General features: G+C 59.5%; 13 protein-coding genes. All 13 read right to left on the bottom strand.

Translation table 11 applies throughout. The features are described from left to right. Positions 1-31 precede the first annotated feature (31 nt). Positions 32-2,251 carry a methyl-accepting chemotaxis protein gene (locus NE852_RS32655; protein WP_008523373.1) on the bottom strand — a complete coding sequence of 740 codons (2,220 nt, stop codon included), beginning with the start codon at positions 2,249-2,251 and terminating at the stop codon, positions 32-34. A gap of 210 nt (positions 2,252-2,461) precedes the next feature. Next, positions 2,462-3,370 (bottom strand): alpha/beta hydrolase, encoded by a 909-nt coding sequence (locus NE852_RS31225; RefSeq protein WP_008523371.1) that lies wholly within the window; start codon positions 3,368-3,370, stop codon positions 2,462-2,464. A 53-nt stretch (positions 3,371-3,423) separates the two neighbouring features. Beyond that, a complete protein-coding gene (locus NE852_RS31220; protein ID WP_008523369.1) occupies positions 3,424-4,356 on the bottom strand; it encodes an electron transfer flavoprotein subunit alpha/FixB family protein in 933 nt (310 codons plus the stop codon). 25 nt (positions 4,357-4,381) lie between these two features. After that, the gene (locus tag NE852_RS31215) at positions 4,382-5,131 is read right to left on the bottom strand and encodes an electron transfer flavoprotein subunit beta/FixA family protein (protein WP_008523368.1); all 750 of its coding nucleotides are present in this window, start codon (positions 5,129-5,131) and stop codon (positions 4,382-4,384) included. 96 nt (positions 5,132-5,227) lie between these two features. Continuing rightward, positions 5,228-6,010, bottom strand: a complete 783-nt coding sequence (locus tag NE852_RS31210; protein WP_008523365.1) for an SDR family NAD(P)-dependent oxidoreductase — start codon at positions 6,008-6,010, stop codon at positions 5,228-5,230. Then, the gene (locus NE852_RS31205; RefSeq protein WP_008523363.1) at positions 6,007-6,840 is read right to left on the bottom strand and encodes an SDR family NAD(P)-dependent oxidoreductase; all 834 of its coding nucleotides are present in this window, start codon (positions 6,838-6,840) and stop codon (positions 6,007-6,009) included. The genes NE852_RS31210 and NE852_RS31205 overlap by 4 nt, the downstream gene beginning before the upstream one ends. Beyond that, the gene (gene surE, locus NE852_RS31200; protein WP_008523360.1) at positions 6,837-7,691 is read right to left on the bottom strand and encodes a 5'/3'-nucleotidase SurE; all 855 of its coding nucleotides are present in this window, start codon (positions 7,689-7,691) and stop codon (positions 6,837-6,839) included. The genes NE852_RS31205 and surE overlap by 4 nt, the downstream gene beginning before the upstream one ends. 28 nt (positions 7,692-7,719) lie before the next feature. Further along, positions 7,720-8,874 (bottom strand): FAD-binding oxidoreductase, encoded by a 1,155-nt coding sequence (locus NE852_RS31195; RefSeq protein ID WP_008523358.1) that lies wholly within the window; start codon positions 8,872-8,874, stop codon positions 7,720-7,722. Positions 8,875-8,886: 12 nt separating this feature from the next. Then, entirely contained in the window at positions 8,887-9,681 is a 795-nt protein-coding gene (locus NE852_RS31190) for an SDR family NAD(P)-dependent oxidoreductase (RefSeq protein WP_258157022.1), read from the bottom strand. Further along, positions 9,678-10,853, bottom strand: coding sequence for a saccharopine dehydrogenase family protein (locus tag NE852_RS31185; RefSeq protein ID WP_008523344.1), 1,176 nt, complete (start codon positions 10,851-10,853; stop codon positions 9,678-9,680). Before NE852_RS31185 ends, NE852_RS31190 begins: the two co-directional genes overlap by 4 nt. A gap of 190 nt (positions 10,854-11,043) precedes the next feature. After that, entirely contained in the window at positions 11,044-12,072 is a 1,029-nt protein-coding gene (locus NE852_RS31180; RefSeq protein WP_008523342.1) for a phosphotransferase, read from the bottom strand. Next, complete coding sequence (locus NE852_RS31175; RefSeq protein WP_258157021.1) at positions 12,072-13,556, bottom strand: aldehyde dehydrogenase family protein; 1,485 nt, start codon at positions 13,554-13,556, stop codon at positions 12,072-12,074. The genes NE852_RS31180 and NE852_RS31175 overlap by 1 nt, the downstream gene beginning before the upstream one ends. A 295-nt stretch (positions 13,557-13,851) precedes the next feature. Next, positions 13,852-15,327, bottom strand: a complete 1,476-nt coding sequence (locus tag NE852_RS31170) for a cytosine permease (RefSeq protein ID WP_128623496.1) — start codon at positions 15,325-15,327, stop codon at positions 13,852-13,854. Between the last annotated feature and the right edge of the window lie 8 nt (positions 15,328-15,335).

Raw genomic sequence — 15,335 nt, 5'->3', positions numbered from 1 at the left:
TCACCTTCGTTCCACATCGTTCCGGCGACAGCTAAGCTGCCGCTACAGTCCGATCGCGCTCCCTGAACTGGGGCGCTCGTGAAGATACCCTAAAGCGGCCTACGACTTCGCTCAGGAGACGCACCTCGTCCCACAAAGAGGCGCTTGCCGCAGTCATTTCTTTCACCATGACGGTATTTGCCTGAGTAAATTGATCCATTTGGTTCAACGCAGCACTTATTCCTTTCAAGCCTGAAGACTGCTCTTGAGCAGAAGTCGAGATTTGCTGAACGCTGGAATTAATATCCAAGATCTGAGTGGTGATACGTGCGAGCGCGTCTCCGGCGCCTGCCACCCGTTCGACACCCTCTTTGACCTCGACAGCGGAAGCACCAATCAGCGCCTTAATTTCCTTTGCGGCAATAGCTGAGCGCTGAGCAAGCTCTCGCACCTCTTGAGCCACCACGGCAAATCCCCTGCCGGCGTCTCCGGCTCGAGCTGCCTCTACGCCGGCATTCAAAGCCAGAAGATTTGTCTGGAATGCGATCTCATCAATCACGCCGGTAATCCGGGTGATCTCGAGCGACGAGCGGCTGATGTTTTCCATGGACGAGATCGCTTGCCCTACGATCTCTCCAGTGTTCTTGGCATCGTCGGTTGCCGCTCGGACACTTGTTGATGCGGAGCGTGCGTTGGCTGCGCTTGCCTGAACTTGCCCTGTCAGTTCCGTCATTCCCGCCGCAGTTTCCTCAAGGCCCGCGGCCTGCATTTCGGTTCGGCGAGAAAGATTGTCGGAGCTGCTGCTGATCGTGTCGACGCCAGCGCTGATCTGGCACACGCTATTATTTACGGTTGCGATCGTTTGCTCCAGACTTTCCAGCGCGGCATTGAAATCGAGCTGCAATTTACGGTATTCCCCGGGAAACTCCTCGGTGATCCGGCAAGTCAGGTTGCCGGCCGACAGATCGCCAAGAGCTCGGCCAACCGTGCCGACGATCCTGCGCTGCAGGTTTAGTGCATCGATGCGCGCCGCCTCGGCGTCGGACCGTTCTTTTGCTGCGATTTGGCGCGTAGCTTCTGACTCGGCCTCAGTGGTCTTGGCATTGATCAGAGCTTTTCGAAGTTTCTCGAGCGCCGTCGCAGCTCCACCAATCTCGTCAGATCGTGATTGATCACTTGGCGATGCACTGAAATCTTCAATGGCCAATCTCTCGATTGTGCCCATCAAGCGGCCAAGCGGACGCTGAATCATTGCTCTAATCGTAAGATAAAGAGTTCCGGCGATGGCCATCAACACGACTATGCCGGCGCCTACCAGCAGCTTGATTTGCTGACGCGCTGCTGATGTTATCACTGTGGTGGGAACGTCGACGCACACCACCCAACTGGTATTGAGGCCTGAAACCTGAAAAGGAAACAAGATGCGGCTGTACGATGTTTCGTCAAGTTCAACGTCCGCCACTACGACGAGTTCTTGATTAGACAACACCTGTTGTACGTCTTCCGAACCGGGACCATCGTAACCTTTGGTGATGAGATCGGGATTTGGGGCAACGATCCATTTCCCTGACTGAGAAATCAATCGAACGCGGCCAGAACCGAACGGCCGCAAGTCGGAGAGCTTTTTCGACAGCGCCGTAAGGTCGATGTCCGTGCCGGTAACACCGATCAACTTACCTGAAGACAGGACCGGATAAGAGATGCTGGCAAGCAAGAAGGAGCCATTCTTGTCGGTCCACACATATGGTTCCGTTAGATATCCTTTGCGCGATTTTGCTGCCACCCGATAATATTCGCCGGTGTAGTCGAGTGAGACCGGCGCCATCGATAGGCTATCTCCGCTTCGGGTCCAGGTTGGCGAAAACGCACCGTCTTCGGCAGTGCCAAGCTTGGCGTCACCCTTGTGCGCAGATGCCTTGCCGTCGAAGGCATTCGGTTCTTCCATGAACCAGCTGCTCAGCACGATTTTGGATTGCGCGTTCGCACGAAGTATGTCGATGACCGCCGATCGATCCAGATAGTCCTTTTCTCGTCCTTGACCGACGACTTCGGCCATCGTGGCGGTAGGAGCCGCTAGCTGTCCTAGCTCAGCTGATATCTCATTTGCGACCTTGGAAGCTTCAAGCCTCGCCTGCTGAAACGTCAGTTCCGCAATGCGGTTGCCGGTTGCGTAGACTAGCAGCGTATTCGCAGCCAAGAGAACCACCGTGATCGAAATGACGGTGACCCCAATGACCTTAAAGATAAGTGATTTCCTCGCGCTCTGTTTCATGTCCCCGACTCCCCGCGATACCAGACTGTCGGATCATAACGCGACTGTATTAACGAACGATTGTTAATGTCGCCCACCGCCACGCGCGCATTGCAAAGGGCGATTTCAACACATCTTGAAAGCACACCGTGAACAATCGTTCATGGTGCTCTGAGTAACGACTTGTGCGCTGGCATCGACGCCCGGGTAGCGGCGCTACCGCAGGCGGCGTCAGGGCACCTGCGGTCTTCCGGAAAGCTGTTCAATAAGCCATTCGGCTGCGACGCGACTGGAGCGCTCGAACAGGTCCGTGTATGGCGCGAAATGACCGCCGGGCAGAACTTCCAAAGCTTTTGGCTCTCCGGCTCTGTCAAATGCGTCCAATGCCAGGTCGGTTGGGGTGAGGTGGTCGTTTTCCGCAACGATCATCAGCAGTGGCGTCGGGCTGATTAGCCTGACAAAAGCGCCGGGCTCGTTTGCCCTTGCTAATTCAAGACTCCGCAGCGTCACCTGCGGGTTCCAGTTTGCCGCCATCGTGTGAGAACGGCTAAAATACTCGTAGCTGTCGGCTCCAGGCAAAGCGCACGGTCGTTGGGGATCGCTTGTGACGACATCGACATATGCTCTCCCCTTACCGAGCACTCGAGCTATACGATCGTCCGAAAGACTTTTCCTCAGTTGCGCAGCTTGCGGGGATGTCGCGCGGCGAACGGCAACTTTTGATCCACTGATTGTCGGAACCTGGGCGACCACTGCTTTTACACGCCGATCCTGAGCCGCGACCACCAGGACATGTCCGCCGCTGTAGCTCGTACCCCATAGGCCGACACGCTCTGGGTCTGGGCCGTCCAGAGTTTGGACAAAGGTTATGGCGTCGCGATAGCCCCGCCGCTGTCGTTCCGGATCAACTTCGTATCGCGGTTCACCTTCGCTCTCGCCGAAGCATCCGTGATCATAAACCAGGGCTCCCAACCCGTGTGCGGCAAATACCTCGGCGTATCTGTCGAGATATTGCTCTTTCACGGCCGAAAACCCGTGACTTAAGATGACCGTCGGAAAGGAAGAGGCGTCTTTCGTTGGCCTGTAGAACCAGCCCTGTAGTCTGTCTCCCTCTGACCAGAAAGTCACGTCCTCACGCATTCTTCACTCCATTCATGCAGATCTTGGTCCGTTGGATGGACATCCGCAGGTACCTAAAGCGCACGCTCGAGTTCCGGCAGGGCGTCGAAGAGATCGGCGACGAGGCCGTAGTCGGCGACCTGGAAGATCGGCGCCTCCTCGTCCTTGTTGATCGCGACGATCACTTTCGAATCCTTCATGCCGGCCAGATGCTGGATGGCGCCTGAGATGCCGGCGGCGATGTAGAGATCGGGGGCGACCACCTTGCCAGTCTGACCGACCTGCCAGTCATTCGGGGCGTAACCAGCATCGACGGCCGCACGGCTTGCGCCGACGGCAGCACCGAGCTTGTCGGCGACCGGCAGGATGACTTCCCTGAACTTCTCGGCAGAGCCGAGCGCCCGGCCGCCGGAGATGATGATCTTCGCCGAGGTCAGTTCCGGACGGTCCGACGACGACAGCGCGTTGGAGACAAACGCCGAAAGATCAGAAGAAAAGGCTGCCGTTGAGATCTCCTCAACGGCAGCAGATACGCCTTGGGAGGCGGGGGAAAAGGATGCGGTGCGCACGGTGATGACCTTCTTGGCATCGGTCACCTGCACGGTCTGGATGGCGTTGCCGGCATAGATCGGCCGTTTAAAAGTGTCGGGGGAGATGACTTCGATGATCTCGGAGACCTGGGCGACGTCGAGCAGGGCGGCGACCCGCGGCAGCACGGTCTTGCCGACCGAGGTGGCGGCAGAGACGATCGTATCATAGGAGCCGGCGAGCGAGACGATCAGATCGGCGAGCGGCTCGGCGAGATTGTTGGCAAGCGCGTCGCTTTCGGCGAGCAGCACCTTGGAGACGCCGGAGAGTTTTGCCGCCTGATCGGCCGCCGCCTTGGCGGCCTTGCCGGCGACCAGCACATGCACGTCGCCGCCGATCTGGGAGGCCGCCGTCAGCGCCTTGGCGGTCTGGTCGGAGAGATGATGGCCGTCATGGTCGGCCAGAAGAAGAATGGTCATGATAATTGCTCCTGTTCCAGTCCGATTACAGCACGTCGGCTTCGTTCTTCAGTCTGTCGACCAGTTCGGCGACCGACTTGACCTTGACGCCGGCCTTGCGGCCGCTGGGTTCCTCGGTCTTCAGCACCTTCAGCCGCGGCGTGGTGGAGACGCCGAAATCATCAGGCGACTTCTTGTCGAGCGGCTTCTTCTTCGCCTTCATGATGTTCGGCAGCGAGGCATAACGCGGCTCATTGAGCCTGAGATCGGTGGTCACCACCGCCGGCAGCTTGATCTCGATCGTCTGCAGGCCGCCGTCGACCTCGCGGGTGACCTTGGCGCTTCCCTCACCGATCTCGATCTTCGAGGCGAAGGTCGCCTGCGCCGAACCGAGCAATGCCGCCAGCATCTGGCCGGTCTGGTTCGAATCGTCGTCGATCGCCTGCTTGCCGACGATGATCAGGCCCGGCTGCTCGGCATCGGCCACACCCTTGAGGATCTTGGCGACGGCCAGCGGCTCGACTTGATCGTCGGTCTCGACCAGCACCGCCCGGTCGGCACCCATGGCAAGTGCGGTCCTCAGCGTCTCCTCGGCCTTGGCCGGGCCGATCGAGACGACCACCACTTCCTCGGCCTTGCCGGCTTCCTTCAGCCGCAGCGCCTCTTCCACCGAGATCTCGTCGAACGGGTTCATCGACATCTTGACGTTCGCGAGCTCGACGCCTGTGCCATCAGACTTCACGCGGATCTTCACGTTGTAGTCGACGACGCGCTTTACTGTGACGAGAACTTTCACCTTCGCAGTCTCCGTTTCGAATGGTTTGGGGAAATGGTGCGTAATGAGCCTGCTGGGCAGGGTTGGCAAACCGCGGTCCAACGCATATTGCACGGTTCAAGCGCCGCTGAAATATCCCGCTGTGGAGCCTCCATCCAGCGCGATGACCGCCCCGTTCAGATAGGCGCCAGCTGGCGATGCAATGAATCCCGCCAGTTCGGCAACATCCTCGGGTCGCGCAAATCGTCCCAACGGGACGCTTCTTTTGTAGAAGCCGCGATCGGAAGGGCTGTCGGCAAACAGTTGATCCAGCATCGGAGTTTGAACGAAACCCGGGCAGATCGCGTTGCACCGGACACCCTGCGGCCCATGGTCCAATGCCATCGACTTGATCAAGCCCACCATGCCGTGCTTGCTTGCGCAATATGCGGCATAGCCCGATGCGCCCTGTGTGCCCGCGTCGGATGCGATCGCGGTGAAGCTTCCTTTTCGGCTCACGAGACAGGGCATCGCATGCTTGGCCAGCAAGAAAGTACCCTTGAGATTGACGTTCATTACGAGGTCAAAGGTCGACTCATCCATTTCGGTGACGGTTCCGAGCCGCGCCACACCGGCACAATGAACGACGTGGTCGATGCCCCCGAGGCGGTTAATCTCGGCAAAGATCTCTCCGAGCCTTGCGCCGTCGATGACATCCGCCTGGAATGTGTTCACCGTTCCGCCGCAGCCATCCGCATCTGACGACACGGTTCGAAGGCCGTCGAGGTTTCGGTCGAGCATGAAAACGTTCGCCCCGCGTTCCAAAAACCGCCGTGCCACAGCAGCACCAATGCCCGACGCGGCACCTGTGACGACAGCGGTTTCGCGCGGTGAAGCTTTCTTGTTCTCGCCGTCGCTCATGCTGGCGAACCGTCTGCAGTGGACAGCCATTTTGGCTCTCCCGGCGTCGAACGATCCTGGCGAACCCATTGCGGTTGGCCATAAATGGACTGCCCGCCGTCAACGAGCAGCGATGCCCCCGTTATGAAACCAGCGGCTGGGCTTGCCAGAAACGCGACGGCCTCCGCAACGTCTTCCGGTCTACCGAGGCGCCCTGCCGGCGTCTCCTGCAGCAATGTTTCCCGGCAGCCGGGAACATCCAGCATCGGACGGGTCATCGCGGTTTCCACGACGCCGGGAAGGACGGAGTTCGTCCTAATGCGGTAGATCCCGAGCTCCGCTGCCATGGTCCTGGTCAACATCAGGAGCGCAGCCTTGGTCGCGCTGTATGCGCCGGTCTGGTCCGCGTGGAACTGAGCAAGGCAGGATGAAATCAGAGTTATGCTCCCTCCCTTGCCCCCTGCGACCATATTGCGTGCGACTGACTGGCAGAGATGAAAGGTGCCGTTGAGATTGATGTCGACATGGAGATCCCACACCTTTCTGGATGTTTCGAGGAACCCGCCAAATCTCGCGAAGCCAGCATTTGCGACAAAAGTTCCTATGGCCCCGAAACAATCGCCGATCTCAGAAACGGCTTTTTCGAGCGCGTCCGGATCCGTCTGATCGGCAGCCAAGGAAAAAACCCTTGCGGCGCCGGCTCGACGCAACTCCTCCTCGATTGGACCAAATTCGGCGACATCACGATCGATCAAGACGATATCATGTCCGTCGCGAGCAAATCGGCTGGCCAGCGCCCGGCCCATCTCGCCGCCGGCACCGCTGATCACCACGCAGAAATTGTCGTTCATGATCCCAGCTCCTTTCCCGATTGCTCGGAAGCGAGCGCTTCATTGAGCTCAGCAACAGCGGAGCGCGTCCATCTGGCGAACCCGCGTCGCGCGCCGGGCAAGGTCCATTCGAAGTTGAGGGGCGTCAGCGCCGCATGGCCCTGTGACAGCACCCAGGAATCGGATCCCGGTCGATGCTCAAAAATCGGATCGCGTTCAGGATGCGTGCCGAAAAGCAGCCATCCGGGGCCGTTCTCTGTCTCGATCGAGTGGATGCGAGATGGATCCCAGACGCGGCGATCGAGACTTGCGATCTTGATCTCGCCGGCTGGCAGGGCTGGCGCATTGAAGTTCAAAACCGATCGGGGCGGCAGCTTCGACCGGTCCCGGATCATCAGCCTGGTAAGTTCCGCCATGATCCGGGCGCCGCAGCTGAAATCGTAGTCGGTCAGATCGACCAGCCGGAAACGGCCGTCCCGGGACTGCTGGGATGCGGCAAGTGCTGGAAAGCCCAATAAGGCGCCTTCGATTGCAGATCCGAGCGTGCTGGAATAGGTGGCGTCGTCGCCGAGGTTCGCACCTTCGTTGATGCCGGACACAACGGCGTCGACTTCCGAAGCAAGGCCGGAAAGAACCGCGACGCGAACGCAATCGGTTGGGGTACCATTGGTGACATAAATCGGATTGACGTCGTCACCGCCGGCCTTGGTCATCGTAATCGCCTTGCGAAACGAGGCGGATCTCGACGTACCGCTCCGCGGGCCGTCGGGCGCAACCGTCAGCACCTGAAGGCCGCAGGCGATCAGCGCGTCGCGTGCCGCTGCAACTCCGGGGGATTGGTAACCATCGTCATTTGTAAGCAGGACTTTCACGTCGGCGCCTTTCTTGGAATGATCTGTTTCAAGCGGCCCGCGACAGCCTGTCGGGCAGAAGCTTCACGGCATCGGGAACGGTGGCCGGCTTGCCGAGTATCGCCCACTCGGCAGCAAGGGCTCCGGTCAGCGCACCGCTCGTTACTCCCGTGCCACCCATGCCGGCGACGACGATGACGGAGGGATCGGCTGCGTAGGGACCGATTTGGAACTCCCCGTCGGCGCTCAAGGGATAGAGGCCATGCCAGCCGTTTTTGAAGCCGAGGTCGTCGATCCGCAGCCGATCGCTGACGAGTTGCGCTACCTCGAGAAAATAGTCGTCGCCATCCGGCGGGCTATAGGAGTCGGGGTCACTGACTTCGTGGCCTTCGACCGAATAGTAGGTGTGAAGCCCGGCAATCAGCGAATCCTCGCCGTCTTGCCTGAAATAGATACCGGCGCCGTTCTGGCCAGGCATATAGAAGTTGCACATGGGAACGACGTAATCGAGCTTACGCGGCAGCTTGACGATGATCACCTCGTGCACCTCGGGCTTGATAGGTGCTGCATGTCCCAGCAAATTGCCAACGTGCCCCGCCCAGGCGCCTGCGGCATTGATCACCACGTCGCATTCGATCTTCCCGCGCGTGGTTGACAGTACATGGGTCGATCCACGCTTTTCATAGGCAAGCACCTCCGCATTGTTCATTACCTTCGCGCCGAGATCGCGTGCTTCATCGATCAGCGCGGAGCAAAGGAGATGACCGTCGAGATGACCGTCGTTGACGCCGTAAAGGCCGGCGACGACGTCATCGCAGCGCAGGTCGGGAACGAGAGCCTGCAGCTCCTTTTGCGACAAGATCCGCGTATCGTCCGCGCCGAAGCTCTTGATCGCGGCGAGTGCGGATTCGAGTTTGGGAATGTCGGCTTCCGTCGTCGCAATGCGGATATTGCCGATGCGGGCCAGCGGCAGACCGCGGTTGCGTTCCAGCTGGAACAGAATTTCCCTCGAACGGATGCGGATCTCGATCTGCAAAGGATCGAGCGTCTGTGTGTTGTAAACCCCTGCCGAGCGGCCAGAGGATCCGGAGGCCGGCGTGCCTTTTTCCAGAACGACGACGTCCTTGGCATGCAGTTGTGCAGCTCTCAGCGCGGCTCCGCAGCCTGCGACACCCGCTCCAATAATGGCGATACGTGGCGACATCGTCGTCCTCCTTCAGAACAAGGGCCGGATGGTTTCGTGGACGTAGAGCGTCGCCAGCGTTCCGCAGTCGACCGGCAAGTCGATTCCGGTAATCGCGGAAGCCTTGTCAGAGACAAGAAAGACGACAGCGTTGGCGAGCTCAGGGATTTCGACAAGCCGCTTCATGGGCACGCGCTGAAAGTCGGTCATCATGTGCTGAAGTGCCTTCTCAGACACGAATTCCTCGACCATTGGAGTGCGCGTCCAGCCCGGGCTGACTGAATTCACCCGGATACCGTGTTGCGCGAGCTCGACCGCAGCATTCTTCGTCAAGCCCACAAGGCCCGCCTTCGCGGCGACATACGAACCCTGAGGACCGTCGTAGCCATTGGCGTCAATCGAGGCGATGTTGACCACGGAACCGCCGCCTGTGCCGCGCATCCTGCGTGCGGCCCGCTGGGTCACCAGGAACGCTCCGGTCAGATCTGTGCCGATGGTCTTGTTCCAGCCCTCGAGCGAGATATCGAGGAAATCCGCTTCGTCAACGATGCCGGCATTGTTGACAATGATCTCCAGCCTACCATGTGCGGCCAGTACATCATCAAGCACGCGTTCGACTTCGTCGGGATTACTGACGCTTCCGATATGAACGGAAGCTCTCCCGCCGCCCGCCTGAATATGCGCGGCAGTCTCGTCAAGCGGAGCTCGGGTGCGTCCCATGAGGGCCACCGTTGCACCGGCCTGAGCCAGGCCCCCAGCAATGCCGGCGCCAATTCCCCGGCCGCCGCCGGTAACAAGGGCAACCTTTCCTTCAAGCTCTCGCATCATGCTACCTCCCTCTGGCCAATTTCTCCCGCCACCAGATCGCGGATTCTCAACCGTTCCGTCGCGACGCCGCCCTCAAGTCTGAACAGAGACAAGCCGCCGCCGCCCGTGCTCACGCGTCGCAGCACTTCAAAAAAGTCGGCGGGGTGCACCACTTCCGGCGCAAAGGCGCCCCGGCGGTTGATCTTTCCATCGAGCATCAACAACGCGCCGGCTGCGGCCGGAATTCCCGTGGAATCGTCCATCCCACCGTCGCTGCCGGCTGCAAACCTCAGACCGGAGCCAGCCGTGTGCACGTCGATAATCATGCCGCTGCCAATCCGTGGTGCTCCAACGCGCCTTTCCCTGTAATAGCGGAAAAGGCTGGCCGCGGGATCGGTCAGTTCTCCATTGGAGCGTTGTTCATCGGCAATATGTGCGAGCGCCCAGGCGGTGACGAGCGCCTCTTCCGGATTGAGGCTACCGAAATTGGAGGCACGCTTGACCGGAAGAAAACGCGGCACCGTCAACGGCTCCGGATGGGCGAGCCTGACGACCGTCTGCAGGCCGACCGGCGCCGGGAACTCGACCTGCCGACGCTCCAGGCCATCCCAGCCCGTCACTTCATGTATTGTGCCGTCCGCATCAACCAGATTGAAGCAATGCCAGAAGTGCCGGATTGCGGCCTCGGTCAGATCCGCGACGTCGACCGTCCAGTAGATGTCAACGTCGTCGACTGGGCCGAGATGGTCGACAGCACTTCGGATCAGGATGTTCGTCGTTCCGGGGGAGGAGCCCATTCCGATGAGGGCGGAAATGCCGGCCTGTTTGGCGCGGGCGTCCCGCTCGAGCATAGGGAGGGTAATGTCCGCATCGTCGCAGATATCGAGATAGTCGGTCCCGGTTTCGATGGCGGCGTCGAGGATGGCAAAGCCGGTCTTGTAGTAAGGTCCAGCCATGTTCACCACAAGGCGGGTCGTTTCTAACAGCCTGTGCAGAGTTTCCGGTTGTTCGAGCGGGTTCAGTTCCTGAACGGCAAAGCCCATCTCTTCAGTTGCAGCACGTGTCTGCGGCCGCCAAGCGCGATCGATCGCAAGCCAGCCCTCAGTCGCGTCGGCACGTGCGATACCGCGCAACATCGCTTGTGCCTGCGACCCGCCTGCACCGATTACAATTGTCTTCCACTGCCGGGCCATTAGCGGCACTCCTTCATTTTAGCGGCTTTGACAAAAGCCGTTGCAGTTGGGTGAACGCCCTCTTCAATGAGCAAGGGCAATTGAGTGGCAGGCGACCAGTATCCAGCACCGCGTACCGACATTGACGCGGGGTGCATCTGATGCGGGTCGGCGACCGTCGGGAAAGGAACAGCGGACATTGGTCCCTCCGTCAGAACAAAGCCCCGGGCCTGACAAATCCTGCCTTGGAAGCAAGTTCGTCGGCGGGGTTTTCGCGAATGAGAGCCTCGGCCAGCCGAATGTTCACATCCGCATGGGAGCGATAGCTCCAACCGTCCAGCAGAGTCGTCTTCGCTGCCATGAACGGCTCCGCCATCGCGGCCCAAGCCACCTCCCGCAACGCGTTCACAAAACGAAGGACCTGTACGCGGGCGATCTGGTTCCTATCGAGGTTCGGGTCATAGAGCCGCAGAAACGTCGTGGTTTCGTCGTCGGACATTTCCGCTTGCGAGGTTACGCTTGCAAGATCTATCGCGAGCAGGGCTTCGCCAGCGTAGTCGAAATCGACCATCTTCACGCGGTCCGAACATGCGATGAAGTTCTGCGGCACGAGATCGTTGTGGCCGAAGCCGACAGGCGCGTTCGCTCCAGCGAGAATGGATTCGAAGCGTTGGGCAATTTCCCAAAGCGCCGCGTAGGATGCGGGATAGGAGCCTCCCAGCTTGGCGGCTCCCGCCATGAAGCCTCGCAGATCGTCGAAAATGTCAAATTTTCTGGGCGAGAAGTGATGCGCGTGAAGTTGCTTCAGCGTATCGACGATCCTCGGCGCCATGGAAGGATGTCGGATGTGCTGCGGGCGCAACGTTTCCCCCTCCACGAATTCGGACATGAAGTGTCCTTCGGGCAGACATTTGGCTATGACGGCGGGCGCCAACCCGAAACTCGCCGCCATGGCTTGGGCCTCGACAGCGGCGGTCACTGATGTGCCCGCAAACGATGCATCGGGCTCACGAATCTTCAGCGCCCATTTCCTGTCGGCTTGTCTGAGCACGAGGTTGATATTGTTTGCGCCGCCCGGCAGGATCGAGAAGCGTATGTCGCTTTCGCCGGGCAGGAAACGCCATTGATCGAGAAGATTGACAGCGGTGTTCCGCACAAGGTCGGGCACGTCGTCCTCGAATACACATCGAGCCTGAAGGTCACCGGATCCTGAGTTCGTCGAGCTTGCAGCCGGGATCATCAGATTCGCTCCCGGTGTGTGATGGCTATGTGCTTCAGTTCGGTGTGCGCTTCGATCGCGTAGATCGACAGATCGCGGCCGATGCCGGACTGCTTGTAGCCGCCGAACGGCATCTCAGCCGCCGTCGGTCCGTGATCATTGATCCAGACGCTGCCGGCCTTGACCCGGCCCGCGGCGACGATCGCCCGCTCGATATCGGACGTCCAGATCGAAGCGGCCAACCCGACCTCAAGGTCATTTGCCTTGGCAATGGCATCAGCCTCGTCTTCAAACGTGGTGACGGCTACAACGGGCCCGAAAATCTCCTTCTGGATGATCTCGGCGCCGTGCTCGACACCGTCGACAACGGTCGGCGCGTAGAAGTATCCTGGCCCAGCGATAGGTCCACCAGCAACGACGCGCCCGGACGCGTTCTTCACAGCTCGATCGACGAAGCCCGAGACGAATTCATGGTGTTTTGCAGACACCACGGGGCCCATGTCGATCCCGCGCTCAGCATGACCATTGCCGACCTTGATCCCCTTGGCCATCGATGCCAAGGCCTCGACGACGTCCTTTTCGCGCTTTTTCGAGACGTAGACACGGCAGGCGGCTGTGCAGTCCTGTCCGGAATTTCCAAAGGCCGCGCTTCTCAGCGTTGTCGCCAAGCGGTCGATATTCGCATCGTCGAAGACAATAACCGGCGCCTTGCCGCCGAGTTCGAGATGAACGACCTTGATGCTCTCAGCTGCGTCCCGCATCACGGAGCGCCCAGTGTCCGTGCCACCGGTGAGCGAAACCATGGCAACATCCGGGTGCCGAACCAGATGCGTGCCGGTCGTGCTACCAAAACCGGTGACAATGTTGACGACGCCCGGTGGAAAATACTTCTGCGCTACTTCGCCCAGGAGAAGGGCAGTGAGCGGCGTCACCTGCGTGGGCTTCAAAACGACAGTGTTGCCGGCTGCCAACGCAGGGCCGATACGCCAGGCGGTCATGCCCATCGGGTAGTTCCAGGGAGCAATTGCGCCGACGACTCCGATTGGCTCGCGTCGCACCATGCTCGTGATGCCGGGTTTGTACTCACCCATGGCCGGCACCAGCATGGTCCGGCACGCACCAGCGAAGAAACGATATTTGTCTGCGGCAGAGGCCATCTCGGCGCGCGCCTTTTCGAGCGGCTTGCCAACGTCACGTGCTTCGAGTTCGGCAAACTCGTCGACGCGGGCCATGATTTCATCGGTAAACGCAAGCAACGCGGCGGCCCTGTCCTTGGGCGGCGTCGACGACCAGGTTCCGAAGGCTTCCTTGGCGGCGGCTACGGCAGCATCCACCCCTTCTGGTCCGACATTCGGCACGCGAGCGATCACATTTCCAGTCGCCGGTTCGAAAACGTCGAAGTCGTTTCCCTTCGACCAGAAAGATCCGCCGATAAGCGGACGTAGTTCCCTGATTGTCATTTTTCCCTCCTGTTTAATCGCGTGGAGCCGGTTGTGGCTTGTCACCGCTGGTTCTGTCGCTTCTCCGCGCGGTCCGCTGGATCTCGGCGAAAACGTGGTTCGTCGTGCTCGGCGGCTTGGTCGGTTCCCGGTATTCGGGAGCGCCAGACAGCTGGTCGTCATCTCGATATTAATTAACGCTCATTAATCCACGTATTCAGGCGGTAGTCAATGAATCTTTTTGAGTTGCGTCATCAAACTGACGGGATCGCAAATCTGCGTTCGCCGATTTAGAGCGCGAACGTTAACGGCGCCGATGGATGCTCCACCGCCGCCGCGATTTCTCGTCAGAACTGTCTGATTAGAGGGTAGGTATGACTTCCGGCGAAGTAGTCGCGGCACCAGCCTGCTTATATCCGCCCTTGCCGCTGGGAATGACGAACATCCTCATAATCAGGTAATATGCGATACCGGAAACGACCACAGTCGGAATGCCGGCGCCCAGCGTGTGGGCCAACGGATGCATCGCAGTCGTGACGGGATTGTACAGGTAAAGGTACAGCGCGACCGAAAGCACCGATATGATTACCGCGACCCAATTGACGCCGCCCCAGAACCAGTACTTGCTCGACGGATCACGCGAGAACAAATGTGCCGGTGCGAGCGTCTCTTTGCGAAGGATGAAGTAGTCGACAAAGGTAACGCCCGTGATGCCGACGAACATCACGCCGTTATAGGAAAGCCAGCTCATGACGATCGAGAGAGTCCACTCGGTTCGAAATGCCACATAGACCCCGGGCAGCAGCATCAGAGCGATCAGGATATCCCAACGAACGCGCGTCAGCGGTTTTATTTGTTGAATCGAAACTCCTGCCAGATAAAGCATGATCACCATCGTCGCGATGTTGGCCGCGAGAACGAAGGTCATGATCAGCGAACCCAATGCGGGGCCGGCGAGTTTGATCATCCAGATCGTCGGATCGGGCGTTCCCGCAGACAGAGCGGCAAAGGCGGCGACCATCGATATGAAGGCGGCGCCCAGAACGCCGACGCCGACGACGGACGGACCGACGATATGCGAACGGCGTTTCACCAATCGTGTCAGGCCACCCATAATGGGCCACCATGTCAGCGAGTTCGAGATGCCGAATTCGACTGCGAGCGCGAAACCCTGTCCTGGCGTGGACGCGAGGCGCTGATCCGCCGGAACCTGCAGCGTCCAGAGGCCGGCGCCATAATGATAGAGCAGGATGGCGAACATCACGACGGTCACCAGAATGTGGCCGGGCGCAATGTAGTTGCTGATGCGTTCGAACAACCATGGTCCTTTGCTCGCGACCAACCAGACGGCGAACATTGTAAACAGCGCCAAGCCGATTACTACAGGCTCGGCCGTCGCCACCTCCGATTGCTCCACTGTCTGCAAGACGTTGGCTGCTCCTCTGGCAGTCAACGCGACCACCACATATGTCCAGCCGACACAAGTTGCCAGCAATCCAAACAGTGGCAGGACAATGCCATAGGGACCGAAAGACGCCTTGGCCGCATCGATCGGCTCAACGCCATATTTGAAAGACGGCAAGCCCGACGCCAACACGACGACGGCCATTCCAATCAGCATGCCGGCCAGGTAACCGAGCACACCTACACGAACATCGCCAACATAGGGAAGGAACCCTCCAATGAGGAACGCCCAGGTCGCGGCGCTGAATGCCGTGCATGTCCAAAGAAACGAGCCGTAGCCGTTGTACACTCGTTCGCTGCTGCGCAACGGAAGTCGCCCTGATAGAGCCTCCTCCGTGACTCTTGATTGGGTGAGTTTGATATCGCTGCTCATGGGTTCTC

This window comes from Rhizobium sp. Pop5 (genome assembly GCF_024721175.1).
Classification (GTDB): domain Bacteria; phylum Pseudomonadota; class Alphaproteobacteria; order Rhizobiales; family Rhizobiaceae; genus Rhizobium.
This window is presented reverse-complemented; position numbering and strand designations above follow the sequence as displayed.

Excerpts from the sequence above, each read along its gene's own strand:
- NE852_RS31205 (WP_008523363.1), bottom strand. The coding sequence starts at position 6,840 with ATGAACGACAATTTCTGCGTGGTGATCAGCGGTGCCGGCGGCGAGATG.
- NE852_RS31195 (WP_008523358.1), bottom strand. The coding sequence starts at position 8,874 with ATGTCGCCACGTATCGCCATTATTGGAGCGGGTGTCGCAGGCTGCGGA.
- NE852_RS31210 (WP_008523365.1), bottom strand. The coding sequence starts at position 6,010 with ATGAGCGACGGCGAGAACAAGAAAGCTTCACCGCGCGAAACCGCTGTC.
- NE852_RS31170 (WP_128623496.1), bottom strand. The coding sequence starts at position 15,327 with ATGAGCAGCGATATCAAACTCACCCAATCAAGAGTCACGGAGGAGGCT.
- NE852_RS31220 (WP_008523369.1), bottom strand. The coding sequence starts at position 4,356 with ATGACCATTCTTCTTCTGGCCGACCATGACGGCCATCATCTCTCCGAC.
- NE852_RS31180 (WP_008523342.1), bottom strand. The coding sequence starts at position 12,072 with ATGATCCCGGCTGCAAGCTCGACGAACTCAGGATCCGGTGACCTTCAG.
- NE852_RS31190 (WP_258157022.1), bottom strand. The coding sequence starts at position 9,681 with ATGATGCGAGAGCTTGAAGGAAAGGTTGCCCTTGTTACCGGCGGCGGC.
- NE852_RS31185 (WP_008523344.1), bottom strand. The coding sequence starts at position 10,853 with ATGGCCCGGCAGTGGAAGACAATTGTAATCGGTGCAGGCGGGTCGCAG.
- NE852_RS31225 (WP_008523371.1), bottom strand. The coding sequence starts at position 3,370 with ATGCGTGAGGACGTGACTTTCTGGTCAGAGGGAGACAGACTACAGGGC.
- NE852_RS32655 (WP_008523373.1), bottom strand. The coding sequence starts at position 2,251 with ATGAAACAGAGCGCGAGGAAATCACTTATCTTTAAGGTCATTGGGGTC.